19 protein-coding genes and 3 pseudogenes are annotated in these 25,102 nt (G+C 67.1%); 14 read left to right on the forward strand and 8 right to left on the reverse strand.

Annotation, left to right across the window (positions count from 1 at the left end; all coding sequences use genetic code 11):
- A pseudogene (locus tag BJF87_RS26835) lies at window positions 1-1,442 on the forward strand (hypothetical protein); the annotation flags it as partial.
- A 41-nt stretch (window positions 1,443-1,483) separates the two neighbouring features.
- Here BJF87_RS26835 and BJF87_RS15495 read toward each other — a convergent pair.
- Window positions 1,484-2,548: an enoyl-CoA hydratase/isomerase family protein gene (locus tag BJF87_RS15495; protein WP_075863489.1), complete on the reverse strand. Its 1,065-nt coding sequence runs from the start codon at window positions 2,546-2,548 to the stop codon at window positions 1,484-1,486.
- 47 nt (window positions 2,549-2,595) lie between these two features.
- Here BJF87_RS15495 and BJF87_RS15500 point away from each other — a divergent pair, with 47 nt between their 5' ends.
- Both BJF87_RS15500 and BJF87_RS15505 read left to right on the forward strand, forming a co-directional pair.
- A complete protein-coding gene (locus BJF87_RS15500) occupies window positions 2,596-3,780 on the forward strand; it encodes a CoA transferase (RefSeq protein WP_075863490.1) in 1,185 nt (394 codons plus the stop codon).
- Window positions 3,777-5,186 carry an amidohydrolase family protein gene (locus BJF87_RS15505; protein ID WP_035751947.1) on the forward strand — a complete coding sequence of 470 codons (1,410 nt, stop codon included), beginning with the start codon at window positions 3,777-3,779 and terminating at the stop codon, window positions 5,184-5,186. Before BJF87_RS15500 ends, BJF87_RS15505 begins: the two co-directional genes overlap by 4 nt.
- A gap of 8 nt (window positions 5,187-5,194) precedes the next feature.
- On the opposite strand, the gene BJF87_RS15510 is transcribed toward BJF87_RS15505, so the two are convergent.
- On the reverse strand, window positions 5,195-5,887 hold the full coding sequence (locus BJF87_RS15510; RefSeq protein ID WP_006358413.1) for an SDR family NAD(P)-dependent oxidoreductase: 693 nt from the start codon (window positions 5,885-5,887) through the stop codon (window positions 5,195-5,197).
- A 63-nt stretch (window positions 5,888-5,950) separates the two neighbouring features.
- On the opposite strand from BJF87_RS15510, the gene BJF87_RS15515 reads away from it, so the two are divergent.
- Window positions 5,951-6,811: an alpha/beta fold hydrolase gene (locus tag BJF87_RS15515; RefSeq protein WP_075863494.1), complete on the forward strand. Its 861-nt coding sequence runs from the start codon at window positions 5,951-5,953 to the stop codon at window positions 6,809-6,811.
- A 4-nt stretch (window positions 6,812-6,815) separates the two neighbouring features.
- Window positions 6,816-8,039, forward strand: a pseudogene (locus BJF87_RS15520) (MFS transporter); the annotation flags it as partial.
- A 72-nt stretch (window positions 8,040-8,111) separates the two neighbouring features.
- Here BJF87_RS15520 and BJF87_RS15525 read toward each other — a convergent pair.
- Window positions 8,112-8,438, reverse strand: a complete 327-nt coding sequence (locus BJF87_RS15525; RefSeq protein WP_006358410.1) for a hypothetical protein — start codon at window positions 8,436-8,438, stop codon at window positions 8,112-8,114.
- 303 nt (window positions 8,439-8,741) lie between these two features.
- On the opposite strand from BJF87_RS15525, the gene BJF87_RS15530 reads away from it, so the two are divergent.
- Window positions 8,742-10,220, forward strand: coding sequence for an LVIVD repeat-containing protein (locus BJF87_RS15530; RefSeq protein ID WP_075863495.1), 1,479 nt, complete (start codon window positions 8,742-8,744; stop codon window positions 10,218-10,220).
- Entirely contained in the window at window positions 10,217-10,879 is a 663-nt protein-coding gene (locus BJF87_RS15535) for a DUF305 domain-containing protein (protein ID WP_006358408.1), read from the forward strand. Before BJF87_RS15530 ends, BJF87_RS15535 begins: the two co-directional genes overlap by 4 nt.
- 30 nt (window positions 10,880-10,909) lie before the next feature.
- On the opposite strand, the gene BJF87_RS15540 is transcribed toward BJF87_RS15535, so the two are convergent.
- The 4 genes from BJF87_RS15540 to BJF87_RS26420 all read right to left on the reverse strand — a co-directional run bounded on the left by BJF87_RS15540 (window position 10,910) and on the right by BJF87_RS26420 (window position 15,705).
- Window positions 10,910-11,407 carry an HNH endonuclease gene (locus tag BJF87_RS15540; protein WP_005194436.1) on the reverse strand — a complete coding sequence of 166 codons (498 nt, stop codon included), beginning with the start codon at window positions 11,405-11,407 and terminating at the stop codon, window positions 10,910-10,912.
- Between the two features lie 319 nt (window positions 11,408-11,726).
- Complete coding sequence (locus tag BJF87_RS15545) at window positions 11,727-12,593, reverse strand: enoyl-CoA hydratase-related protein (protein ID WP_075863492.1); 867 nt, start codon at window positions 12,591-12,593, stop codon at window positions 11,727-11,729.
- 160 nt (window positions 12,594-12,753) lie between these two features.
- Window positions 12,754-15,300, reverse strand: a complete 2,547-nt coding sequence (locus BJF87_RS15550) for an ATP-dependent Clp protease ATP-binding subunit (protein ID WP_006358406.1) — start codon at window positions 15,298-15,300, stop codon at window positions 12,754-12,756.
- Window positions 15,301-15,549: 249 nt separating this feature from the next.
- Window positions 15,550-15,705: a hypothetical protein gene (locus tag BJF87_RS26420; RefSeq protein ID WP_222844781.1), complete on the reverse strand. Its 156-nt coding sequence runs from the start codon at window positions 15,703-15,705 to the stop codon at window positions 15,550-15,552.
- Between BJF87_RS26420 and betT the strand changes: the two genes are divergently transcribed.
- From betT to BJF87_RS15565, 3 genes are read left to right on the forward strand one after another with little or no spacing between them, the layout of a single operon-like run.
- On the forward strand, window positions 15,704-17,920 hold the full coding sequence (gene betT / locus BJF87_RS15555; RefSeq protein WP_035751962.1) for a choline BCCT transporter BetT: 2,217 nt from the start codon (window positions 15,704-15,706) through the stop codon (window positions 17,918-17,920). The two genes, BJF87_RS26420 and betT, sit on opposite strands and share 2 nt — an antisense overlap.
- Window positions 17,917-19,434: an aldehyde dehydrogenase family protein gene (locus BJF87_RS15560; protein WP_035751965.1), complete on the forward strand. Its 1,518-nt coding sequence runs from the start codon at window positions 17,917-17,919 to the stop codon at window positions 19,432-19,434. The genes betT and BJF87_RS15560 overlap by 4 nt, the downstream gene beginning before the upstream one ends.
- A complete protein-coding gene (locus BJF87_RS15565; protein ID WP_035751967.1) occupies window positions 19,431-20,996 on the forward strand; it encodes a GMC family oxidoreductase in 1,566 nt (521 codons plus the stop codon). The genes BJF87_RS15560 and BJF87_RS15565 overlap by 4 nt, the downstream gene beginning before the upstream one ends.
- A gap of 5 nt (window positions 20,997-21,001) precedes the next feature.
- On the opposite strand, the gene BJF87_RS15570 is transcribed toward BJF87_RS15565, so the two are convergent.
- Window positions 21,002-21,604 carry a TetR/AcrR family transcriptional regulator gene (locus BJF87_RS15570; protein ID WP_035751971.1) on the reverse strand — a complete coding sequence of 201 codons (603 nt, stop codon included), beginning with the start codon at window positions 21,602-21,604 and terminating at the stop codon, window positions 21,002-21,004.
- Window positions 21,605-21,673: 69 nt separating this feature from the next.
- Here BJF87_RS15570 and BJF87_RS15575 point away from each other — a divergent pair.
- From BJF87_RS15575 to BJF87_RS15590, 4 genes and pseudogenes are all read left to right on the forward strand, one after another.
- Window positions 21,674-22,551, forward strand: a pseudogene (locus BJF87_RS15575) (alpha/beta fold hydrolase).
- 57 nt (window positions 22,552-22,608) lie between these two features.
- Window positions 22,609-23,142, forward strand: a complete 534-nt coding sequence (locus BJF87_RS15580) for an RNA polymerase sigma factor (protein WP_372512905.1) — start codon at window positions 22,609-22,611, stop codon at window positions 23,140-23,142.
- Window positions 23,139-24,464, forward strand: a complete 1,326-nt coding sequence (locus BJF87_RS15585) for a VOC family protein (protein WP_035751973.1) — start codon at window positions 23,139-23,141, stop codon at window positions 24,462-24,464. Before BJF87_RS15580 ends, BJF87_RS15585 begins: the two co-directional genes overlap by 4 nt.
- A gap of 163 nt (window positions 24,465-24,627) precedes the next feature.
- A partial coding sequence (locus tag BJF87_RS15590; RefSeq protein WP_139319528.1) for a DUF222 domain-containing protein occupies window positions 24,628-25,102 on the forward strand: 475 nt, incomplete at its 3' end.

Consider the following 25,102-nt stretch of genomic DNA (forward strand, 5'->3'; position numbering starts at 1 on the left):
CCGCCCGCATCCCCGGCTCGCCGCCGCCGAACCCGACCTACATCTTGTGCCCGGTAGAACCCGTTCTACGCACCGTCAATCAGGAAGAGCCCTTAAAACAGAGAGCAGAAGTACTCGCGTCACAGGGTAGTTCACTTGCGCAGCAGCGAACCGAGAACGAACAGAGCCAGGCTCAAGCGCAGCAGAATCTCGCTCAGTTGGAGGTCATAGCCCAAAGAGCTGCATCCCTGCACGAAGACGCCACAGCCCTAAACACCCAGATCAGTGCATTGGTGCCGGACGCTGAACCGTACATCAGCGTCGATATCCATGCAGCGCGCTATGAAGCATGGCGCTCAGCTGCGGAAAACCAAGTCACGGCCCTCCAGAATGGACACGAAGAACTTCTTCGCAAGATCGAAATTCATGAGGAGGAACGCGGCAAGAATGACGACGAGCTCGCTGTCGCGGACAGTGTCCGCGAGAGAGTGCGGCAGCGAATGCTGCAGGCTCAGGAACGACTGGCCAGTCTCATCGGAGATGAAGGCGACCAAGAATCTCTTACAGGACTGAAAGAACTACGGCTGCGGATATCTGAAGCACCTGCCGATATGGATCGGCTCCGCGAGGCACTAATCGAGAAGTCAGGCCAGATCCATTCGGCACTGAATGCGCAGCTGGCAGCTGTTGAGAGTCTGTACGCACCGGCATCCCTATTCATTGAAACGTCAGATGTGGTGAGGAACGTAGGACTTGAGTTCAACGCTGAGCTCCGAATCCTTCCCTCGTGGCGCAACATCCCAAATAGCCTCGACGGACGAAAGAACAGCGAGTACATCGATTGGCTCGCCGATCTTCCACAGCACCTCGAGGACGCAGACTGGGAGATGCTGGGTCCGATTCTGCAGGAAGCATTAATCCGCCTTGAGCAGCCCGGCAGCCCCGGCGAACCTTTCCGAAATCCGGCCACCGCCCTCCGCACGAACGCAACCTTAAGAGAGTTCATGATTTCGATGCTCGATCTCTCATGGCTGGAAGTCCGATTTGGCCTGACGGGAGATGGCCGGCCACTGTCACAATTGTCACCGGGGCAGCGCGGTCTCCTCCTCGCACTTTTCTACCTTGTCGTGGACCGTCGCACTACGCCGCTTCTGCTCGATCAGCCCGAGGAGAACCTCGATAACGAAACGATCGCATCAAAGCTCGTTCCAGCCTTGCATGAAGCGGCTGGCCGACGACAAACCATCGTCGTCACTCACAATGCCAACCTAGCCGTGGTAGGTGACGCCGACCAGATCATCCACTGTCAGCTCCGCGAGGATCAATTCACAGTGAGTACTGGCAGTATCGCCGACCTGGATGTCGCAAAGTTTGCGCTGAATGTCCTCGAGGGCACTAAACCCGCGTTCGACAACAGGCGTGACAAGTACGAGGCCTTCCCTGAACTAGCCCTTCAACGTTGATCTGACCGGATCGGCGGCCGCAGGGAAGATGATTGCAACCATCAGGCGCCGACGTCATCGACCAGCCCCCAGTCCAGAGCCTGCGCGGCGTCGATCTCGACGCCGGTCACGAACAGGTGCAGGGCGCGCCAGCGTCCGATGCGCCGGGGCACACTGACGGTGCCGCCGGCGCCGGGAATGAGGCCCATCGACACCTCGGGAAGACGGATGCGGGTGTCCGGCGCGGCGACGACGCGCCCGGCGAAGGCGGGGATCTCGATACCGGCGCCGACGCAGGGACCGTGCAGACGAACCTCGACGCGATCGGCGAGGACGGCCACGAGTCGCCCGGCTCCCCCGCGGGTGCGGATCAAGTGGGCCGTCGAGGCATCGGGCATGTGCCCGAACTCGTCGAGGTCGCCACCGGCACAGAACGCGCTGCCCGCCCCGTCGACGACGACATGTTCGACGGAGTCGTCGAGTACTGCGAGGCGCAACGCCTCGACGAACGCGTCGCGCAGCGCGGTGCCGTAGGCATTGCGGCGTTCCGGCCGGTTCAGAGTGATCCGAAGGGTGTTGCCGTCCCGGTCGAGCAGCACCGGGTCGACCGCCGGCGGCGGCAGCGGGCGCCCATTCGCACGACGCTCCTCCAGCCATCGGCCGAACTCGTCGCCGCCCTGCAGCGTCGAGTACCCCAGCGATTCGACGTCGATCGCCGGGACGGGGTCGAGCGGCTCGGCGGTCCGCACCACCTGCGCGGCGACGAGCGAGGCCTGCGGACACAGTTCGACCGCGGCAGTGAACGCCGAGATGGCGGCGTCCACGTCGTCGGCAGCGACCACCCCACGATGGCGGGTTCCGGCCGTGGCATAGGTGAGGTCCAGGGCGTCCAGGAGAGGATCGAGGGCGTCGTCGACCGGTCCGGACGCGATCCCCACCAGGATGACGTCCGACGCAGCGGCGCGGGCGGCGGCTCGGGCCAGGTTCTCCGCCGGCGCGTCCGTCGCCGTGTCGAGATCCACCAGCACCACCGGCGACGTGATGGCGGCACGGTCTCCGAGTAGGTCGCCACCACCGATGGCCGGGAAGGCGGCCAGGTCGGCAACCGAGATACGTCGGGTCTGCATGGCGGTGAACCTCCTGAGCTTTGTGTGCGGACGGTAGCATTTCGCCCGTGTCCACCCTCGAGTCCCACGACCCCGTACGGGCCTGGGCCGAGAGTGGAATCCCCCATCTCACGGGTAGGCCCGACGGCCCGCCGCTCATTCCGCCCGGCCATGCCGCGGCACGGGCACGCGAACTCGCCGACTGGATCCGCACGGCAAGCGCCGGAGCGGTCGACGTCGACGGTGCCGCACTACTGGGAGAGCGCGCGGCACTGACGGGTCACCGCCGCCAGGGAGACCTCACCCCGGGCGGATCGGGGCGTCTGCTTCCCGCATCGGACGGCTGGGTCGCGGTGAGTTGCGCACGCCCAGACGACCCCCTCCTGCTGGGCGCGCTGATCGAGAGCGAGGTCACCGAGGACGATCACTGGCCGAAGGTCGCCGCCTGGCTCGCCGGACACTCCCGAGCAGACTTCGACGAACGTGCTGCACTGTTGGGCATCGCGGGCGGCGGCGTCGCACATGGCGCCGCGATCGCTGACGCAGCGCGTGACGCATTGCGGCCGAACGGTGTTCCCCGTCCGGTCGACGGTCTGCTCGTCGTCGATTTCAGCGCCCTCTGGGCCGGGCCACTGTGCGCACACCTGCTGGGCCTCGCGGGAGCGCGGGTGGTGAAAGTCGAGACACCGCAACGTCCGGACGGCGCGCGACGCGGAAACCAGGACTTCTACCGATTGCTCCACGACGGCCACGAATCCGCCGTGCTCGACCCGTCCATCGCCGCTGAACGCGAAGCGCTTCACCGACTCGTGGCCGCGGCCGACATCGTGATCGAGGCATCCCGACCACGAGCGCTACGCGGATTCGGTCTGCGCGCCGAGGATTTCGTCGCCAACGGGATCACCTGGCTGTCCATCACCGCGGCCGGACGCGACTCCCACCGGATCGGCTTCGGCGACGACATCGCAGCCTCGGCGGGTCTGGTCGCCGCCGACGACGCGGGCCCGATGTTCGTGGGCGACGCGATCGCCGATCCGTTGGCCGGTCTGACCGCCGCCGCGCTGGCAATGTGCGAGCCCGGCAACGGGACACTGTGGGACATCTCCATGCGCGCCACGGTCGCCTCGACCCTCGGCGGTCAACCGTCCCCGCCCACGCATCGCGACGGCGATCAATGGGTGGTCGACACCGGTTCCGGCACAGTGCCCCTCGATCCACCCCGAGCACGCGCCGGCGGTGGAGGAACCCGATGAACGGCAACCTGTTCCGTGGGGTGTCACTCCCCGAGGGCATCCGCGACGTGGCCGTGGTCGACGGCATGATCACCACGGTTGGCGTGGACCTCACGGGCGACGCGACAACGGGATTCGACGTCATCGACGCCGACGGCGGTGCACTCATCCCGGGTCTCCACGACCATCACATCCACCTCCACGCGCTGGCTGCGGCCTCGGCGTCGGTACAGTGTGGTCCACCCCAGGTGACCAGCGCCGGCGATCTCGGCGCCGCCCTGGACCGCGCCCCCGACACCTCCGGCTGGGTCCGCGGCGTCGGCTATGTGGAGACCGTTGCCGGACTTCTCGATTCCGCCGCCCTCGATCAGCTCCACGCCCGCCGGCCGGTCCGCATCCAGCACCGCAGCGGAGCGGTGTGGTTCCTCAACACCGCAGCCGCCGTGGGCGTCGGGTTGCGGACCGCCGATCATCCCGGCGTCGAGCGAGACGACTCCGGAGCACCGACCGGGCGGGTGTGGCGCGCCGACGACTGGCTTCGGGAGCGGATGGGGCACGCTCGGCCGCCGGATCTGAAGCACGTCGGTTCCGAACTGGCCCGATTCGGCATCACCGGGGTCACCGACGCCACGCCGAACCTGTCCGACGAGTCCCTCATCGCGCTCGTCTCCTCGCACACGAACGGAGCAGTGCCACAACGACTTCACCTGCTGGGAAGTCCGCTCGACGCGACACCCGACCTCCCACCGACCGTGACCGTCGGCCCGTTCAAGATCGTCCTCGCCGATTCCGACCTCCCCGACTTCCCAACCCTGTGCGAGCAGATCCGGACCGCGCACTCGCGGGGGCGCGGCGTCGCCGCGCACTGCGTCACCCGGGAAGCGCTGCTCCTCCTGCTCGCGGCCCTCGACGAGGTCGGCAGCCACCCGGACGACCGGATCGAACACGGCGCGATCATCGCCGCAGACACCGTCGAGGAGCTGCACCACAGGCAGATCCCCATAGTCACCCAACCCGGCTTCATCACCGCGCGGGGCGACGACTACCTGGATCGCCTCGACACCTCCGATGTCGCCGACCTGTACCGCTGCGCATCACTCGTCGAACGCGATGCACCCGTCGCGATGTCGAGCGACGCCCCCTACGGACCGGTCGATCCATGGACGGTGATCGCCGCTGCCGCAACCCGTCTCGCACCAGACGGCCGCACCATCGGCGCCGACGAACGGGTCAGCCGCGGAACAGCATTGGGTCGCTATCTGACGCCGCTGAGCACCCCGGGCGCAGCGCCACGGACGGTCCGTCCCGGTGAACCCGCCGACCTCGTCCTACTCGACGACACCCTCGAATCCGCGCTACGGACAGGCGCGGATTCCGTGCGCTGCACAATGATCCGCGGGCGCATGGCGTACCGGCGTCGGGAGTGAGCCGATTGTCAGCCGACGCCGGGCACCGGGACCTGCGCACCCGTCACCGCGGCGGAGGCGTCGGACACCAGGAAGGCGACGGTCTCGGCGATCGCCTCCGGCGACACCCAGCCCTTGCGGGACGAATCCGGCTGGCTCTCACGGTTGCCCGGGGTGTCGATCACCGACGGCAAGATCGCGTTGGCCCGGACGGCGTCGTCCTTGTACTCCGCGGCGAGGGCGCTGATGAACGCCCAGACGGCGGCCTTGGACGTGATGTATCCGGCGGCACCGGAGAACGGTGCGAACGCGGCCTTCGCCGACACTCCGACGATCGATCCGCCGCCGGCGTCGATCAGCTTCGGGATCGCCGCCGCGGACAGCAGATACAGCGGACGCAGGTTGAGGCGGAGCAGTCGCTCGAACTCGTCGACCGGGGTCGCGTCCACACGCTCCCCCATCGCGAACCCGCCGACCAGATTGACCACGGCCTTCACCGGAGCCGACGGATCACCTGCCGCAGCGGCGACGACCTCGGCCACCGACGACTCGTCGAACAGATCGGCCTGGAGAGCGACCAGTCGATCGGAGTCGGGAAGGCGCGACAGCTCGGCCTCGACGACCCACGGCACCACCACACGCCAACCGTCGTCGAGCAGTTTCCTCGTGACCGCGGAACCCAATCCGCCCGTACCGCCCGACACGATCACCGTTTGCACCATCACCCGATCCGTCCAGTCTGATTGTGTGTATTCATCTCACCCTATGCGTGAAAGGCTATGCCGATGAGCACGAACGTCACCGCGGACGCTCCGGAGTGGTTCCGCACAGCAGTCGAAACGGAACCCGAGCACTCGTCGATCATCGTCCACGGTGCGCGGATCACCTATCGCTGCTGGGGTGAACCCGGCGCCCCCGGCCTGATCCTGGTCCACGGTGGTGCGGCCCACGCCGGATGGTGGGACCACATCGCCCCGCGGTACGCGCAGGACCGTCGCGTCGTCGCCCTCGATCTGTCCGGACACGGCGACAGCGACTGGCGCGACGCCTACAGCCTGGGCATCTGGGCCGACGAGGTCGCCGCGGTCGCCACGGCTGCCGAAGCGACCACCGACGCAGTCCTCGTGGGGCACAGCCTGGGCGGGCTCGTGGGCATCCGGACGTCGGTCGCCCACCCCGATCTCACCGAGCACCTCGTGCTCGTCGACTCCCGCATCCTCGACGCCGAGATGCTCGACGAGATCCAGCGAAACCAGCCCGAGGAAGGCATTCCCCGAGCCAGCAAGCACTACCCGTCACCCGAGGCGGCCCTCGAACGGTTCCGGCTCGTGCCCGACCACCCGAGCCTCGACTACGCCAGGACCCACGTGGCGCGGCAGTCGGTCGTCCGCGACGACGACGGCTGGCGGTGGAAGTTCGACCGCGGATTCGCCGACGAACTGACCGATCTCCCCTCGCACCCGCCGAGCAGCTGCCGGCTCAGCGTCGTCTACGGCGAACACGGGGTCGTGACCCCGGCGATGATCGACATCGTCACCGCCGGCCTCGACGAACCCGCACGCGTCGTCGAACTCGCCGGCGCCGGTCATCACATCCCGCTCGAACAGCCCCTCGCATTGATGGATGTGATCGACCACGCCCTCTGATTCGCGTGACAGCGTCTTCGCGTCGCTGCACATCCCCAACTACCGGATCTTCTTCGCCGGTATGACGGTGTCGATGACCGGTTCCTGGATGCAGGCCACCGCCCAGGCCTGGCTGGTGTTGACGTTGAGCGGGTCGGCATCGATTCTCGGCCTGATCGTCGCGCTGCAGGCACTGCCCGTTCTCCTGATCGGCCCGTATGCCGGTGTCATCGCCGACCGCGTCGACCGTCGGCGACTGCTCACGGTCCTCCAGGCGATGATGGGCTTGCTTGCGGCGGTGCTGGCCGCGCTCGCCCTCGCCGGAGTCGTGGCGGTGTGGCATGTGGCGATCCTGGCGGTACTGCTCGGCCTCGGACACGCCTTCGAGCAACCCGCGCGACAGGCGTTCATCCACCAGATCGTCGGGAAATCGCTGATCCGCAATGCTGTCACGCTGAACTCGGTGATGGTCAACGCCGCTCGCGCCGTCGGTCCAGCCGTCGCCGGTGTCATCCTCACACTCGTCGGCGCGGGTTGGTGTTTCGCGATCAACGCGGTCAGTTTCGTCGCGGTGGTCGCCTCGCTGATCGCGCTCGACAGCACGAAGATCACCCAGGAGACCCCGGTTCCCCGTGCGAAAGGCCAGCTGCGCGAGGGTATCCGCTACGTCCGCGGCATCCCCTCGCTGTGGATTCCGCTCGCCACGATGGCGCTGGTCGGCACTCTGGCCTACAACTTCCCGGTCACCCTGACGGCCGCCGCGGACTTCGTCTTCGACGGCGGCCCACAGGCTCTCGGTTTCATGACCTCGGCCATGGGTGTCGGCGCGGTGGTCGGCGGTCTGGTCGTCGCGGCGCGCGGCACCATCGGCCTGCGGCCGCTCACGCTGGCCGCGTTCGGATTCGGCATCACGATCGCCGCGGCCGCGCTGGCACCTGATCTGATCACCGCCATCTGCGCGCTGTTCCTGGTGGGCTGGCTGAGTGTGACGTTCATGTCGACCGGCAACGCCACCCTGCAGCTCAACGCCGAACCGCAGATGCGGGGACGCGTCATGGCCCTGTGGTCGGTGGCGTTCATGGGATCGACGCCGATCGGCGGTCCACTGATCGGCGCGGTCATCGAGGCCACCAATCCGCGTGTCGGCCTGGGCGTCGGCGCGGCCGCGTGTCTGGCCGCCGCGTTGCTGGCCTTCGTCGCCGACCGCAGAAGCCGACCGCGCCCGGGGCCCGAACCTGTCACCGACTGACCGGTGAAACGCCTTGCAGCCGGTCAGCTGTGCTGACCGGCTGCGTGCGGGGGCTCGGGACTCAGAGGCGGGTCAGACGGCGTCGCTTCCGTCGATGCTCCCGAAGTCGCCGACCGAGACGTTGCCCTGATCGTCGACGGCGGTGTCGAAGGTGCCGTCGCAGTCGGTGTCGGCGACCGCGATGTCGGTGTAGCCGTCGCCGTCGCTGTCCGCCTCGATCAGGTCGATCTGGCCGTCGGCATTGGTGTCGTAGGCGATCGAATCGGCCGAGCCGTCACCGTCGGTGTCGAGGACGGCGTCGGTGGTGCCGTCACCGTCGATGTCGGCGAGGGCGGCGTCGACGAGGCCGTCGCCATTGGTGTCGACCAGGACTGCGTCTGCGGGGATCTGGGTGCTCATGGGTTGTTCCTTTCGTGGTGTCCGACAGTGCGGGCTGTTCGCTGCGTTCGAATACTTGGAGCGGGTGCGGGCCGGGAATGTTCCCGGCGATCCAGGAGTCGTTCGGATGGCCGATGCCCCGCCGCGTGTGCCGACGACATGCCTCTTTCGACGAATCACCCCCACCGTCTCAGTCCGGCCGTTAGCGTGACTCAGGTCACGATCGGAGGGGCGATGACGCCAGATCGATGGAATGTGTCCACAGCACGACGGCGACTACACGCGATCACCTGCCTTGCCGCGGGGGCAGTGCTCGCGTCGACGATGCTGGTGTCGGCGCCGGCGACCGCCGCGAACCACTGGTTCCCAGACATCTCCGACACTTCTGTTCCCAAGGCCGACTGCGGTCCGGGCTCCAAGCCGGAACCGGGCCTGCAGGGTGACGTCAGCGCCGAGGACCGACAGTCGGGCCGGAGCAAGCAGGGCTACAACTGCAACCTGACCGAACTCGGCAATGTGACGGGTGCGGGCGGCGGCATCGTGTCCGCATCCTTCGAGCACTGCAGCTACACCGGAAGTCTCTTCCCCGGCAACAACTTCTTGCCTCAGCCGGGCGTCCAGGTCATCGACGCCTCGAATCCCCGGAACCCGAAGGTCGTCGGGTCGCTGACCGACACCGCGATGCGCGGCGGCACGTGGGAGACCCTGAAGGTCAACAAGAAACGCAAACTCCTCGCCGCGACCGGGGTCCCGCTCCTCTGGGGTGCAGGCTTTTTCGCGGTCTACGACATCTCCGACTGCACCCGACCCAAGCTGCTCAACGCCCGTGGCGGCGGCATCGCCTACCCCATCCCGTTCACCTCGCACGAGGGCGGCTGGTCACCGGATGGCCGAACCTACTGGGCGTCGGGTGTCGCACCCGGTCACCTGAGCGCGATCGACGTCGCCGATCCGCGAAACCCGCGGGTGATCTGGCAGGGACTGCACAGCTTCCTCGGTCACGGTTTCGGCATCACCCCCGACGGCAATCGCATGTACCTGTCGAACATGGCGGGCGTCACGGTCCTCGACATCAGCGCGGTACAGCGTCGTGCGCCGTATCCGCAGGTCCCCCACGTGGCCGCGTACCTGTGGCCGGACGGCCAGCTCAATCAGCACTCGATCCCGATCACCTACCGCGGCACGCCCCACGTCATCACGGCCGACGAGGGCGGCTCGGGCGGCGTCAAGATCTTCGACGTCGCCCGGGTCAACAAACCCCGCTACGCCGCACAGCTCAAACTCGAGATCAACCTGCCCGAACACCTGGACACCCAGTTCCGTTCGTCCATGGGTGGTTCGTTGTTCAGCAGCAACCCGCACTACTGCGCGGTCGACCGTCCGAACGATCCGACGGCGCTGGCCTGCGCCTGGGAATCGTCCGGCATCCGCGTGTTCGACATCCGGGACTTCTCCGCCATCAAGGAGATCGCCTACTACAACCCGCCGGCACAGAAGGGCGCGACCGCACTGACCCGGCCCAACTCACCGCATGTGCTCGGGTCGGTCATCGGCGCACCGGGTATCGAATTCCTCAGCCTCGGAATGTCTCTCGTGAACGGACGAGCCAAGCTGAACGAGATGATCGGTCCGCGCATGGGCATGGTCGTGGGTGGTGACATGGCCACCGACTGGTGCTTCTCCCCGCCGGAGTTCCACGGCAACAAGATCCTCACCACCTGCGCCGACGGGGGCTTCTACGCCCTCGAGTTGAGCAACCGGGTCTACACCCCGCCGCCGGATCAGGATTCCTTCCTCGGATGACCGACCGGCACACCAGTACGCAGATCGCCGGACTGACCTCGCTCGCCGTCCTGCTCGTGGCGGTCGGCGTGGTCATCGGTTCGGTGTGGTCACCCGGCTCGCGGGACGACCTGAAGACGATGAGCCCCTCCGACATCGGTTTCGCACAGGACATGTCGACGCATCACGATCAGGCCCTCCTGATGGCCCGCACAGTTCTCGCCGCCCCCGATGTGGATCCGACGATCCGCGGATTGGCCGACCAGCTCGTCGTCGCCCAATCCGCGGAGAGCGCGACCATGCGCGGCTGGCTGCAGTTCTTCGAGCTGCCGCTGACCTCCGACGAACCGATGTCGTGGATGTCCCACGGTGATTCACATTCCCACGGTGCTGGCTCGGGGACCACGCCCGACGCACCGCTCATGCCGGGCATGGCGAGCACCGAGGAACTCGGCCGACTCGCCACCCTTCGCGGCGACGAGGCCGAGAAACTGTTCCTGCAGCTGATGATCCGGCACCATCGCGGCGGACTCGAGATGGCGCAGGCGGCGTACAACGACGACCGTTCCGGGTCGGCGACCAAGCAGCTCGCCCTGAACATGCTCAGCGATCAGGGAAACGAGATCGGCCAGATGTCGATGCTGCTCAAGGAACGCGGCGCCGAACCCCTGCCCACCTGAACGGTTCTCACGCTCTGACGGTCCGACCTCTCAGTCGGTCTTGGGATGCAGCATGAACATCTCCCAGACCTCCTTCTGGTCCACGGCCCACGGGTCGTAGACGAAGGGTGCGTGCCGCAAGGCCATTCCCGCTTTCCGCGGGGTGCGGTTGGCCTTGAAACCGTTGCAGGACTTGCATGCCGCGACCTGATTGCCGAACGTGCTGGGGCCGCCCTGCGACACCGGCACGATGTGGTCCACGGTGTCGGCCGGACCGTCGCAGTAGGCGCAGATCCATTGGTCGCGACGCAGGATCGTCGCATTGGAGGCGTAGGAATCCATCGTCTTGCCCGCGTACGGACGGTAGGCGTCCCGCTTGATGGCCACCACCTTGTGGATGGGCAGCGACACGGTCGGCGAATGGACGACGCGCACCAAGGGGGTGCCCTCGACGTTGCGTGCGACCTCGGTGGTCAGCAGGACGGCAGCGCGACGCCAGGTGACGCGCGCGAGGATCTGTAATCCCGCATTCGTGACGAAGATGGTCATGGATACTCCTCGATGCGTGGGCGAGTGAGCGCGCCGACCATCGAGGTTCACGACCTCAGGAACTGGTGGCGCTGGATGTGATTGGTCCGGACCGGGTTCGGGCTGGTAGCCCGTACCGGCAGCCGGGGTCGGTCATCCGCCACTCGCGAACGAACACCGCCATACCGATCGACATCTGCGCCACCTCCTCTCCGCTCTCTTCTGGCCTGCTGTTCGCCACGATAACCGCGGTCAGCGCAGCCTGCCACCGTTCATGCCGCGTGTTCGCCGAAGTTCACGTGCTGAACACAGGGTGTTTGCAGCAGGAACGCGACCACGCTCAGAAGATGTCGGGCAGATCCTCCGACACCTTGTTCGGGTACGTCGCCGGGCGCTTCTCCAGGAACGACATGACACCCTCGTAGACGTCGCCGGACTGGCCGCGGTAGAAGATCGCCTTCGAATCGGCGTGGTGGGCGTCGAGCGGGCTGGGCGCCCCGGCCATCCGCCACAACAGCTGGCGGGTCAGTGCCGCCGAGACGGGGGCGCTGTTCGCGGTCATCTCGCGGGCGACGGCGATCGCGGTCTCGAGGACCTTGTCCTTGGGCACGACCTGCTGGATCAGTCCGCATTCGTGCGCCTCGTCGACCTGCACCATCTTGGCGCCGACCGTCCACTGGAGAGCCGTCGGCAGACCGACGAGCCGCGGGAGGAACCAGCTCGACGCCGCTTCCGGCACGAGGCCTCGGGCCGCGAAGACGAAGCCGAATTTCGCGTCCTCGGAGGCGATCCGCACGTCGGCGGGCAGGGTCATGGTGACGCCGACGCCGGCCGAGGGGCCGTTGATCGCGGCGATGACCGGCTTGAGCGAGGCGAACATGCGCAGTGTCAGCTTGCCGCCCTCGTCGGCCGGGACCTCGTTGCCCTCGACCACCGAGGAGGCGTCGAAGGTCGAGCCGCCGGCCTCGAGGTCGGCGCCGGCGCAGAACGCCCGGCCGGTGCCGGTGAGCACCACGGCCCGCACCGAGTCGTCGGCGTCGGTCTCGTCGAAGGCCGCCCGCAACTCCTCGCCCATCTGCAGCGTGAAGGCGTTGAGCCGGTCGGGGCGGTTCAGCCGGAAGATGGCGATCTCGCCGTCTCGCTCGACGGTGATGGTGGGCTCGGCCTGCGTGGCCTTACGGCCAACCTCTGATGTATCGCTGCTCACAAGGATCGATGCTATCGACCGCCATCACAGCGCGTTCAAGCAGGAGTCGAGTTTCCCGAGCGAACGCTCTGTCAGTGCGACCTTCGCTCGTCGCGCCGCACACGCAACGGCGGCGCCACCCTTTCGGGTGACGCCGCCGATTGTGTCAGATCAGCTCAGGTCAGCTCGCGTCCGAGCCGCCGTCGCCTGCCTTGGACAGCTCGACCGGTGCGTCCGGAACCGCACGCGGCTTCTCCGAGCCGGTGAAGGTGAACTTGGCGTCTTCGCCGTCGCCTTCGCCGTCCCAGCCTTCGACGTCGACCAGCACGATCTGCCCGGGAGCGATGTCGCCGAACAGGATCTTCTCCGAGAGCTGATCCTCGATCTCGCGCTGGATGGTGCGACGCAGCGGGCGTGCGCCCAGCACCGGATCGAAGCCACGCTTGGCCAGCAGCGACTTGGCACGGTCGGTGACCTCGAGCGCCATGTCCTTGTTCTTCAGCGCGCTCTCCACTCGGGTCAGCATGAGGTCGACCATCTGGATGATCTCGTCACGCGTCAGCTGGTGGAAGACGACGATGTCGTCGATTCGGTTGAGGAACTCGGGCCGGAAGTGCTTCTTGAGCTCGTCGTTGACCTTCTGCTTCATCCGCTCGTAGCCGGACTTGGTGTCGTCCTTCGACGAGAAGCCCATGCCCACGGCCTTGGAGATGTCGCTCGTACCGAGGTTCGAGGTGAAGATCAGGACGGTGTTCTTGAAGTCGACCGTACGACCCTGACCGTCGGTGAGACGGCCGTCCTCGAGGACCTGCAGCAGGGTGTTGTAGATCTCGGAGTGAGCCTTCTCGATCTCGTCGAACAGCACCACCGAGAAGGGCTTGCGGCGCACCTTCTCGGTGAGCTGGCCGCCCTCTTCGTAACCGACGTAGCCGGGAGGTGCACCGAACAGACGCGACGCGGTGAAGCGGTCGTGGAACTCGCCCATGTCGATCTGGATGAGTGCGTCGTCCTCGCCGAACAGGAAGTTCGCCAGCGCCTTGGAGAGCTCGGTCTTACCGACACCGGACGGGCCGGCGAAGATGAACGAGCCCGACGGACGCTTCGGATCCTTCAGGCCGGCACGGGTGCGGCGGATCGCCTTGGAGACGGCCTTGACGGCGTCCTCCTGGCCGATGATCCGCTTGTGCAGCTCCTCCTCCATGCGGAGCAGACGGGTGGTCTCCTCCTCGGTGAGCTTGAACACCGGGATACCGGTCCAGTTGCCCAGGACCTCGGCGATCTGTTCGTCGTCGACCTCGGCCACGATGTCCATGTCGCCACTGCGCCATTGCTTTTCGCGCTCGGCGCGCTCGGCGACCAGCTGCTTCTCCTTGTCACGGAGGCTGGCGGCCTTCTCGAAGTCCTGCGCGTCGATGGCGCTTTCCTTCTCCTTGCGCGCGTCGGCGATGCGGTCGTCGAACTCGCGCAGGTCTGGCGGCGCGGTCATCCGGCGGATGCGCATGCGTGCACCGGCCTCGTCGATGAGGTCGATCGCCTTGTCCGGCAGGAACCGGTCGTTGATGTAGCGATCGGCCAGCGTCGCGGCGGCGACGAGTGCACCGTCGGTGATCGAGACGCGGTGGTGTGACTCGTAGCGGTCACGCAGACCCTTGAGGATCTCGATGGTGTGCTCGACCGACGGCTCGCCGACCTGGACCGGCTGAAAGCGGCGTTCGAGGGCGGCGTCCTTCTCGATGTACTTGCGGTACTCGTCGAGGGTCGTCGCACCGATGGTCTGCAGCTCGCCGCGGGCCAGCTTGGGCTTGAGGATGCTGGCGGCATCGATCGCGCCCTCGGCGGCACCTGCGCCGACGAGCGTGTGCAGCTCGTCGATGAACAGGATGATGTCGCCGCGGGTGTTGATCTCCTTGAGGACCTTCTTCAGGCGTTCCTCGAAGTCACCGCGGTAGCGGCTGCCGGCGACCAGCGAACCGAGGTCGAGGGTGTAGAGCTGCTTGTCCTTGAGCGTCTCGGGAACCTGACCGTTGACGATGGCCTGCGCAAGACCCTCGACGACGGCGGTCTTGCCGACGCCCGGCTCACCGATCAGAACAGGGTTGTTCTTGGTGCGGCGGCTCAGGACCTGCATGACCCGCTCGATTTCCTTCTCCCGGCCGATGACCGGGTCGAGTTTGCCCTCGGCGGCGGCAGCGGTCAGGTTGCGACCGAACTGGTCGAGGACCAGCGAGGTGGACGGGGTGCCGGACTCGCTGCTGCGACCGCCGGTGCCCGCCTCCTGCGGCTCCTTGCCCTGGTAGCCGCTCAGGAGCTGGATGACCTGCTGGCGGACCCGGTTGAGGTCGGCGCCGAGCTTGACCAGGACCTGCGCGGCGACACCCTCACCCTCGCGGATGAGGCCGAGCAGGATGTGCTCGGTGCCGATGTAGTTGTGGCCGAGCTGCAGGGCCTCGCGCAGCGAGAGCTCCAGCACCTTCTTGGCACGCGGGGTGAACGGGATGTGTCCCGACGGTGCCTGCTGGCCCTGGCCGATGATCTCCTCGACCTGACTGCGGACACCTTCCAGGGAGATCCCGAGAGACTCGAGCGCCTTGGCAGCCACACCCTCGCCCTCGTGGATGAGGCCGAGGAGGATGTGCTCGGTACCGATGTAGTTGTGGTTGAGCATCCGCGCTTCTTCTTGGGCCAGAACCACAACCCGTCGCGCGCGGTCGGTGAACCGTTCGAACATTGTTCTCCCTCACATTGCTAGCGCCCCGGCCGCCGCGAAAACCACCTCGTGTGTCCGGTCGGGACAACGCGGTGCGGGTAGGCGACGACCAGCCTGCTTCCACTCTAGAGGTCGTCGTGGATGTACCTGCAGTTAACGCCCGTGCAGAGTGCACGGATCAACCGCGATGGCGGGGATGTGCACAGTACAACTGCGCAGGCCGGGGCGGTGTTCCCGCTTCGCTACGCCCAGAGCGAACGGGGCGTCGGGTCACCGCCGAAGGGGGACGAGGCGGGTTCCGGCCGACAGTACCGACAGCGGTGTCGCCCGAGGGGTCGGTGAACCATCCGAGTTCATCGCCGCGATCGGCGAGTCGGGCAATTCACCCGACCACACGAGTTCGGAGAGGCTAGCGTCATAAGCCATGAGTGTCGGCGAAAGACCTGCAATCCCGTCCACTCCTGACACCCCGGACACCGGGGAACCGACACGACGCCCGAGTTCGGTCAATCTGACCGTCTTCGTCGCGTCGGCTGCCATCGTGCTCGCCTTCGCGATCTGGGCGCTCGCCGCGCCGGAGACCGCGGAGACCGTCATCAACGAGGTGCGGAACTTCATCACCCGCTGGTTCGGCTGGTGGTACTTCATCCTCGCCACCGCGATCGTCGGTCTCGTCGTCTTCCTCGGCGTCAGCAAATACGGGCGGTACCGCCTCGGACCGGAGGAATCCCGTCCCGAGTACAGCCTCTTCACGTGGACGTCGATGCTGTTCGCCGCGGGCATCGGCATCGACCTGATGTTCTTCTCGGTCGCCGAGCCCGTCACGCACTTCCTGAACCCGCCGACGGGCGCGGCGGAGACCAACTTCGCGGCACGTGAGGCCGTGACGTGGACCGTCTTCCACTACGGCATAACCGGCTGGGCGATGTATGCCCTCATGGGCGGCGCCCTGGCCTATTTCGCGTTCCGGCACAACCTGCCGCTGACGATCCGTGCGGCGCTCTACCCGCTCTTCGGCAAGCGGGTCGAGGGACGGTGGGGCGACGCGATCGACGTCGCGGCCGTACTCGGCACGATCTTCGGCATCGCGACTTCGCTGGGAATCGGTGTGGTGCAGCTGAACTTCGGTCTCAACGAGATCTTCGGCATCGAGCAGGGCAAGGCGGCGCAGATCGGTCTGATCGCCCTGTCGGTGGTGATCGCCACCGCGTCGGCGACCTCCGGGGTGGACAAGGGCATCCGGCGGTTGTCGGAGATCAACGTGATCCTGGCCATCGGCATGCTGATCTACATCACGGTCGCGAAGGACGCGGACTTCCTCCTCAACGGTCTGGTCCAGAACGCGGGCGACTACGTGTCGACCTTCGCCGACCGCACCCTCGACACGTTCGCCTGGGATCAGGTGAATCCACAGCCCGGCAACGACGCCCGCGCCTTCGTCGACGGCTGGACGCTGTTCTTCTGGGCGTGGTGGGTGGCCTGGGCGCCGTTCGTCGGGCTTTTCCTGGCACGAATCTCCCGCGGACGGACGCTGCGGCAGTTCGTCTTCGGCGTTCTGGTGGTCCCGTTCAGCTTCATCCTGGTGTGGATCTCGATCTTCGGGAACAGCGCCCTGGAAGCAGCCCGCGGCGACAAGGATTTCGCCGAGACGACGGCATCGGCCCCCGAGGCCGGTTTCTACTCGCTGCTCGAGCAGTACCCGGGCGCGACACTGCTGATCGGCATCGCGACCATCACCGGCCTGCTGTTCTACGTGACGAGCGCCGATTCGGGGTCGCTGGTCATGGGCAACTTCACCAGCCGCCTCGACGATCCGATGGCGGATTGCTCACGGTCGCTCCGCATCTTCTGGTCGGTCGCCATCGGCCTGCTGACGCTGTCGATGCTCTTCGCCGGCGGCGGCGACGGATCGATCCTCACCCTGCAGGCCGCGACGGTCATCATGGGCCTGCCGTTCTCGTTCGTCCTGGGGCTGATCGGTATCTCGCTGTTGCGGGCCGTCCGCACCGAGTCGTACAAGCTCGACAGTTACCGCACCACGCTGCCGAAGGTGATCGCCGTCGGACGCGGGCCGACCGAGCAGAGCAGTTGGCGACACCGCCTGATAGGAACGCTCCGCTTCCCCGGCCGGATCGCAACCCGCAGATACATCACGGCGACGGTGGTCCCGGCGATGCACGAGGTCGCCGAACAGTTCGGTCGCGAAGGCGTTTCGGCGACGGTGGACGAGTCGGCCGCCAACGAGGGCCTGCCGTCTCCTCGTCTGATCGTGAAGCTGGCCGATGTCCCGGCCTTCGAGTACTGCGTGTGGCCGGTGTCCGCGCCGACGCCCACCTACGCGGTCCGTTCCCAGCGTTCCGACGACCGGTACTTCCGGTGCGAGGTGTATCTGACCGAGGGCTCGCAGGGGTATTCGCTGTCGGGATACACCCGGGAACAGATCATCGGCGACATCCTCGACCAGTATGAACGGCATCTCGGTTACCTCCATCTGCGTGACTCGGCGTCCGATCATCACGACCACACCGCTGTCGACCACGACCCCGACACCAGCGGCCCCGCCGCCGGCTCCGCGAGCGCCGGTACCGTCGCGGAGACGGACATACCCGACAGCGACCCGGAAGGAGCACCCGCTCCATGAGTGACACTCTCTACATCGACGGCCGGTGGTGCGCCGCCGAGTCCGGCAAGACTCGTGAGATTCGTTGCCCAGCGGACAATTCGGTGGTGGGCGTGGTGGCCGAGGCGTCCGCGGAGGACACCGAGGCGGCGATCGCCGCCGGCCGGCGCGCCTTCGATGCCGGGGAGTGGAGCGCCACCCCGGCTGCCGAACGCGGCGATCTCCTGCTCCGTGTCGCCGATCAGATCGACGCCCGCCGAGACGATTTCGTTCGTGCCGAGACACTCGACACCGGCAAGCGGCCGTACGAATCGGACATTGACATGACCGACATCGCGAACTGTTTCCGCTATTTCGGGAAGCTGGCCGCCCAGGACGCCGGCCGTGTCGTCGACACCGGGTCACCCGATGCGGACTCACGCATCGTCTACGAGCCGGTCGGTGTCTGCGGTCTCATCACGCCGTGGAACTATCCGCTGCTGCAGGCGGCGTGGAAGGTCGCACCGGCGCTGGCCGCGGGTAACACCTTCGTCCTCAAACCCGCCGAGCTGACGCCGCACACCTCGATCCTGCTCCTGGAAGTGCTTGACGGCCTGGGCCTTCCGGCCGGGGTCGCGAACCTCGTGTTGGGTGCCGGCGCGGATGCGGGCGCTCCGCTGTCGTCGCATCCCGACGTCGATCTGGTGTCGTTCACCGGTGGACTCGTCACCGGGCGAGTCATCGCCCGCGAGGCCGCGGCGACGGTGAAGAAGGTGGCACTCGAACTCGGCGGCAAGAACCCCAACGTGGTGTTCGCCGACGCCTGCGCCACCGACGAGCTGCTCGCGGCCGCGGTGGACAACGCGCTCAACGCCGCGTTCCTGCACTCCGGCCAGGTCTGTTCGGCGGGCGCGCGACTCATCATCGAGGAGTCGGCCCACGACCGGTTCGTCGACGAGCTGGTTCGTCGAGCCGAGGAGATCCGTCTCGGACTCCCCTACAGCGAGGGCACCGAGACCGGGCCGCTGATCTCCGAAGCCCACCGCGACAAGGTGCACGCCTACGTCGAGAAGGCGCGTGCCGACGGTGCGGTGATCCGCACGGGTGGCGCCTTCGCGACCGGCGACCAGGGCTCGGGGAAGCTCGACGACGGATGGTTCTACCTGCCCACCGTCATCGACTGCGCCGACCGTTCGATGGCCTGCGTGCACGACGAGGCCTTCGGGCCGACCGTGACCGTCGAGACCTTCACCACCGAGGACGAGGCAGTGACGCTGGCCAACGACACCGTCTACGGCCTCGCCGGCGCGGTGTGGTCGGCCGACGCCGCCCGCGCACGCCGCATCGCCGGCCGTATCCGGGCAGGAACGGTGTGGGTCAACGACTTCGGACCGTACCTCCCCGAGGCGGAGTGGGGCGGTTACGGCCAGTCCGGCTTCGGCCGCGAGCTCGGGCCGTCGGGCCTGGCCGAGTACCGCGAGGCAAAGCACGTCTACGAGAATCTTCGGCCGGGCGTGACCGGTTGGTTTGCAGACCGGAAGGGGCAGCAGCAGTGAGCGAGTCGTACGACTACGTGGTCGTCGGAGGCGGTTCGGCGGGTGCGGCGGTGGCGTCCCGGCTGTCCGAGGACCCGTCGGTCACGGTGTGTCTCCTGGAAGCCGGTCCGTCCGACGTCGGGGACGACGCGATCCTGCGCCTCGATCGCTGGATGGAACTGCTCGAATCCGGTTACGACTGGGACTATCCCATCGAACCGCAGGAGAACGGTAACGACTTCATGCGGCATGCTCGCGCAAAAGTCCTGGGAGGCTGCAGTTCCCACAACAGCTGCATCGCCTTCTGGGCGCCGCGTGAGGACCTCGACTCGTGGGAGCGCGATTTCGGTTGCGCGGGCTGGGGTTCGGAGGAGTTGTACCGACTGTTCCCCCAGATCGAGACCAACGACGCCCCCGGCGATCATCATGGCCGCAGCGGGCCGGTCCACATCATGACGGTCCCGCCGAACGACCCGTGCGGTGTCGCCGTGCTGGACGCTTGTGAGGCGGTCGGCATCCCGAGGGCGGAGTTCAACAGCGGAAAGACGGTCGTCAACGGCGCCAACTTCTTCCAGATCAACCGCCGGCCCGACGGAGTCCGCGCGTCGTCGTCGGTGAGTTACCTGCACCCCCACCTCGACCGCCCGAACCTGACCATCCGCACCGGCTCCTGGGCCAAGCGCATCGTCATCGAGAAGGTCGACGGCGAGCTTCGTGCCGTCGGGGTCGAGATCACCGACAACGCGTTCGGACGCACGTCCAGGATCGATGCCGGACGCGAGGTGATCGTCTCGGCCGGCGCCATCGACACCCCGAAACTCCTGATGCTCTCGGGGATCGGGCCCGCCGACGATCTCCGTCAGCACGAGATCGACGTCTTCGTCGACTCCCCCGGTGTCGGCGAACACCTGCAGGATCACCCCGAGGGCGTCATCGGCTTCGAGACGAAGAAGCCCATGACGCAGGAGTCGACGCAGTGGTGGGAGGCCGGAATCTTCACCACCGTCGACGACGGACTCGACCGGCCGGACCTGATGATGCATTACGGCAGCGTGCCTTTCGACATGCACACGCTGCGTCAGGGCTACCCCACCAGTGAGAACACCTTCTGCCTGACGCCGAACGTCACCCACGCACGGTCGCGGGGCACGGTGAAGCTGCGATCTCGCGACTTCCGCGACAAGCCGCGCGTCGACCCCCGGTACTTCACCGACCCCGAGGGTTACGACATGCGGATCATGACCGCCGGTCTGCGCAAGGCGCGGGAGATCGCCGCAGCCGCACCATTGCAGGAATGGGTTGCGCGCGAACTCTATCCCGGACCCGACACCGGCAGCGACGAGGAGCTCGCCGACTACATCCGGCGCACCCACAACACCGTCTACCACCCGGTGGGCACGGTCCGGATGGGACCGCCGGACGACGAGATGTCGCCGCTCGACCCCGACCTGCGCGTCAAGGGAGTCGCCGGCCTGCGTGTCGCCGATGCGTCGGTCTTCCCCGAACACACCACCGTGAACCCGAACATCACCGTGATGCTGGTCGGGGAACGGTGTGCGGAGTTGGTGGCTGCGGAGCGGTAGGCCGCTCAGCTCCGGAACGAGTCGACGATGCGATCGAGGACGGCGGCGACCTCCGCGGTCGCCGCGTCTCGGTCCTGCGCCGCGGCGACGTACAGCGCCGCCTCGTCGAGCGCGCCGATGGCGACGTGGGCAAGGGGTCTGGTCGGCTGGTCGACGGCCTGGCCGGCGGCGATCGCCGCCTGGATCAGCCTCTCGACGAGGGCGAAGCCGAATTCCTCACCACGCGCGCGCCACTGGGCCCAGCCGAGGACGGACGGCGCCTCGACGAGCGTGATCCGGTGCACCGAGGGCTCGGTGCAGAGCTCGAGGAACAGCCGCATACCCGATTTGAGGGCGGCGATCGGGTTGTCGGCCGCGAGTTCGGCGGATCGCTCGGCGATCTGGGTGACGACGTCCTGCTCGACGGCGTCGTAGACGGCGGTGAACAGCCCCTTCTTGTCGTCGAACTGGTGGTAGAGCGCGCCACGGGTCACGCCGGCCTCGTCGACGATCTCCTGGGTACCGACGTCGGCGAAACCGCGCTCGCCGAACAGCTTGCGACCTGCAGCGATGAGCGCCGCGCGGGTCGCCGCGGTGCGTTCGGCCTGGGTCCGACGGTTGACTTTCATACAGTCTGCACGTAACTTTCATACTCAGTGTTCGTAAGTTATCCGAGTCTACGAGAAGCGGACCTCGCCATGGCAAATACGCTGCCGACAGTCGAACTCCCCTCCGGTGTCATCGAGTGCGCCACCTACGGTCCCGCGGACTCCACCCTGCCGCCGATCGTCTTCATGCACGGGGCCGTCGTCGACCACCGCCTGTGGGAACCGGTGGCGGAGCTCCTCGCCGAACGCGGTCACCGGTGCCACGTACCGCTGATGCCGCTCGGTTCACACCGAATCCCTTGGGGGCCGGACGCGGATCGTTCGCCGCGCGGTGCGAGCCGGTTGTTGCGCGAGTTCGTCGGACACCTCGACCTGTCGTCGGCGGTCCTCGTGGCCAACGACACCGGCGGCGCGGTCACTCAGTTCGCACTCGACGAGGATCCCCATTTTGTGCGTCGTCTCGTGTTCACCAACTGTGATGCCTTCGATCTGTTTCCGCCGCAACCCTTTCGGTTGTACTTCGCGCTGATGCGCCAGCGGCTGCTGTTGAAGCCGCTCGTCGACGCGATGCGGCTCAAGGCCCTGCGGCACTCGCCGCTCGGCGTCGGCCTGCTCCTCCACGACCCCGACCCGGACCTCACCGCTTCGGTGTTCGCTCCCCTGCAGAGCGACGCTCGCATCCGCGACGACTTCATCGCATTCCTGCGCGAGATCAACCCGGCGGAGCTCGCCACGGTGACCGCCCGCATGTCGCGGGTCGACCTGCCCGTGCGGTTCGTGTGGGGTCGTGACGACCGGTGTTTCACCCCCGAACACGGCCGGCGGTTCGCCTCGGTCTTCCCCGGACCCGACGGCGAGGCGCCCGGTTCGTCGAGATCCCCGGCGCCCGGACGTTCGTCTCGCTGGACCAGCCGCACGCGGTTGCCTCGGCGATCGCGGCGTTCGCGACGGAAGCGTCGAACCGTTAGGAGAAATTCTTCGCCGAAGGGCGTCGGATTCCGGTGCCCGCACACGACGATGTAGACGTGAGCAGCGACCAAGCGGCGTCTTCTGGACCAGAGGGATTGCTGGCGGTGTACGACCAGGCACTGCCGGCCGTCTACGGGTTCGTCGTCCGTCGCTGCGCGGATCGCCGGACCGCGGAGGACGTGACCTCGGAAACCTTCCTGGCGGCGATGGACTCCGTCCGTCGGCACCGGGACACCGAACCGACGACTCCGTGGCTGATCGGGATCGCGCGGCACAAGCTCGCCGATCACTGGCGGCGCGCCCAACGTACGCCGGAACCGGTCGAGGACGTCCCCGATCGCGGGGACGACCCGTGGGATGCCGAACTCGACCGCATGGTCGCCCACCACACGCTGGGGCAACTGTCGCCGATCCACCGTGCAGTGCTCACGTTGCGCTATGTCGACGACCTGCCGGTCGGTGAATGCGCCGAGACCCTCGGCCGCACGGTCGGTGCGACCGAGGCGCTTCTCACCCGCGCGAAGCGCGCCTTCCGCGCGGCCTACCCCGAACCACAACGCCAGAGCAGCGGGAGAGGAGGTCACGCATGAGCCCCCGGAACAGCACACGCTTCGGCGAGGCACGGGATCCGTTGCACGTCCTGCGCGCAGCCGATACGCCCGGCTTCGACGATCCCGTCGAACCCGACCGCGGTTTCGCCGCGTCCTTGCGCGACCGACTCGAACGCGGGGCGACACTATCGCAAGGAGTCATCATGTCCACCGCAACACAATTCGACGAGGCCGCCACCGTAGAGGCGACGAGCAGCACGGTGCCCGTGGTCGAGCGACCGGGAGCGCTCCCCTACCTCACCGTGGCAGAGTCGCAGGCCGCCATCGACTGGTACACCGCGAACCTCGGCGCACGACTCCGCGGTGAACCGATCGTCATGGACGACGGCGCGATCGGCCATGCGGAGCTCGAGATCGGCGGCGGCGTAATCTATCTCGCCGCCGAGTTCCCCGACCTCGGATTGCGGGCGCCCGATCCCGGCCACGTCTCGGTGAGCCTGATGCTCGCCGTCGACGACACCGACGCCGCGGTCGCCACCGCCGCGCGCGCGGGCGCCGCCGTGACCCGTGAACCCTACGAGGCGTATGGCTCACGCACCGGCGTCATCGTCGACCCGTTCGGTCACCGCTGGATGCTGACCGGGCCGTCGAAGGCGCAGCTCTCCGATCGGATTCGTCAGGGCGACATCGGCTACATGTCTCTGAACATCCCCGACGCCGCGCGGGCCCGACGCTTCTACGCCGCCGCCCTCGGCTGGGAGTTCGATCCCGAGGGGCGTCGCGTGATCAACGTCGGGCATCGGCTCGGGATCTTCGAGACCGACGGCGAACCAACCGTGTTCTGCGCGTATGCCGTCGACGATCTTGAGGCAGCACAAGCCCGTATCGTCGCGGCCGGCGGACAGGGCGAGTTCGGGACGAGCCCCGACGGTCACCGAGTCGTCGATGCCGTCGATGCGCAGGGCGTGCGTTTCGCAGTGTTCGCCCCCGAACCCGGCGACGTCCGACCCGACCAACACCCGCGCGGCATCGGAGCGATGAGCTACCTCACCGTGATGACCCCGGACAGCGCCCGCTTCCGCGACTTCTACGGTTCGGTACTCGGCTGGACGTTCCACGGCGGGCGGATCGACGACGGCTGGGAGGTCGACGACGGACGACCCCAGGTCGGGATCGCCGGTGGCGCCGACACTTCCGTCGCAGTACCGATGTGGGTGACCGATGATGTCGAAGCAGCGGTCGAGCGTGTCCGCGCCGCCGGCGGCGGCGTCCTCGAGGAACCCCGCACTGCGCCATACGGCGTCTCGGCCCGATGCACCGACGACCAGGGAGCGGAGTTCTACCTCGGTCAGTTGTTCTGAGCGGCCCGACGGCCAGACTTCAATCCGAGGAGACCTGCTGCCGCACAACCGGTTACCTCGAATTTCCTGTGGAGGAGGATCCGCGTTTGTCGGTGGGTTGATCTAGATTGGTTGGTAACAGATTCAGCCATCCAGGTTGGGCTGTAGACGTTGTGGGGGCAGCGTGAGCAAGTGGACCGATCTACCGAGCGGGTTCCTCGCCGGGGTCGATGCTGCCCACCCCGAATTGTCTGACACCGCAACCCATATGGAACGGTTCGGTTCGATCCGCCATGGTGAGGCTTATCTGGCGTGGTGCCGGTATGAGTCGATCCTGACCGTCTACGACCAGCTCGTGGTCAACACTCAGGGCGGGTTCTTCATCGACCGCTACACCGAGATGGTGACCCGGGTCTGCCGCGAAGCCGCCATTACGCGCTACCAGGCCGATCAGTGGGTCGGTGAAGCGCTCGCCCTGCGTGACCGGCTACCGAAGGTGCTGACCACCCTGCGCGACGGCATCCTGTCGCGCCAGTTGATCCAGACGGTCATCTCCCGCACCGACCTCATTTCCGACGCCGCGGTCATCGCGGACCTCGATACCGAGATCGAACGCATCCTGCGCACCAGGAAGGGCGCCTGGACCACACCGAAGCTGC

It is taken from the genome of Gordonia sp. CNJ-863, assembly GCF_001942325.1.
Taxonomy (GTDB): Bacteria; Actinomycetota; Actinomycetes; order Mycobacteriales; family Mycobacteriaceae; genus Gordonia; species Gordonia alkanivorans.

Excerpts from the sequence above, each read along its gene's own strand:
- BJF87_RS15495 (WP_075863489.1), bottom strand. The coding sequence starts at position 2,548 with ATGCAGACCCGACGTATCTCGGTTGCCGACCTGGCCGCCTTCCCGGCC.
- BJF87_RS15570 (WP_035751971.1), bottom strand. The coding sequence starts at position 21,604 with ATGAAAGTCAACCGTCGGACCCAGGCCGAACGCACCGCGGCGACCCGC.
- BJF87_RS15535 (WP_006358408.1), top strand. The coding sequence starts at position 10,217 with ATGACCGACCGGCACACCAGTACGCAGATCGCCGGACTGACCTCGCTC.
- BJF87_RS26420 (WP_222844781.1), bottom strand. The coding sequence starts at position 15,705 with ATGGCTTATGACGCTAGCCTCTCCGAACTCGTGTGGTCGGGTGAATTG.
- BJF87_RS15530 (WP_075863495.1), top strand. The coding sequence starts at position 8,742 with ATGCTGGTGTCGGCGCCGGCGACCGCCGCGAACCACTGGTTCCCAGAC.
- BJF87_RS15560 (WP_035751965.1), top strand. The coding sequence starts at position 17,917 with ATGAGTGACACTCTCTACATCGACGGCCGGTGGTGCGCCGCCGAGTCC.
- BJF87_RS15510 (WP_006358413.1), bottom strand. The coding sequence starts at position 5,887 with ATGGTGCAAACGGTGATCGTGTCGGGCGGTACGGGCGGATTGGGTTCC.
- BJF87_RS15585 (WP_035751973.1), top strand. The coding sequence starts at position 23,139 with ATGAGCCCCCGGAACAGCACACGCTTCGGCGAGGCACGGGATCCGTTG.
- BJF87_RS15550 (WP_006358406.1), bottom strand. The coding sequence starts at position 15,300 with ATGTTCGAACGGTTCACCGACCGCGCGCGACGGGTTGTGGTTCTGGCC.
- BJF87_RS15540 (WP_005194436.1), bottom strand. The coding sequence starts at position 11,407 with ATGACCATCTTCGTCACGAATGCGGGATTACAGATCCTCGCGCGCGTC.
- betT (WP_035751962.1), top strand. The coding sequence starts at position 15,704 with ATGAGTGTCGGCGAAAGACCTGCAATCCCGTCCACTCCTGACACCCCG.
- BJF87_RS15515 (WP_075863494.1), top strand. The coding sequence starts at position 5,951 with ATGAGCACGAACGTCACCGCGGACGCTCCGGAGTGGTTCCGCACAGCA.
- BJF87_RS15505 (WP_035751947.1), top strand. The coding sequence starts at position 3,777 with ATGAACGGCAACCTGTTCCGTGGGGTGTCACTCCCCGAGGGCATCCGC.
- BJF87_RS15525 (WP_006358410.1), bottom strand. The coding sequence starts at position 8,438 with ATGAGCACCCAGATCCCCGCAGACGCAGTCCTGGTCGACACCAATGGC.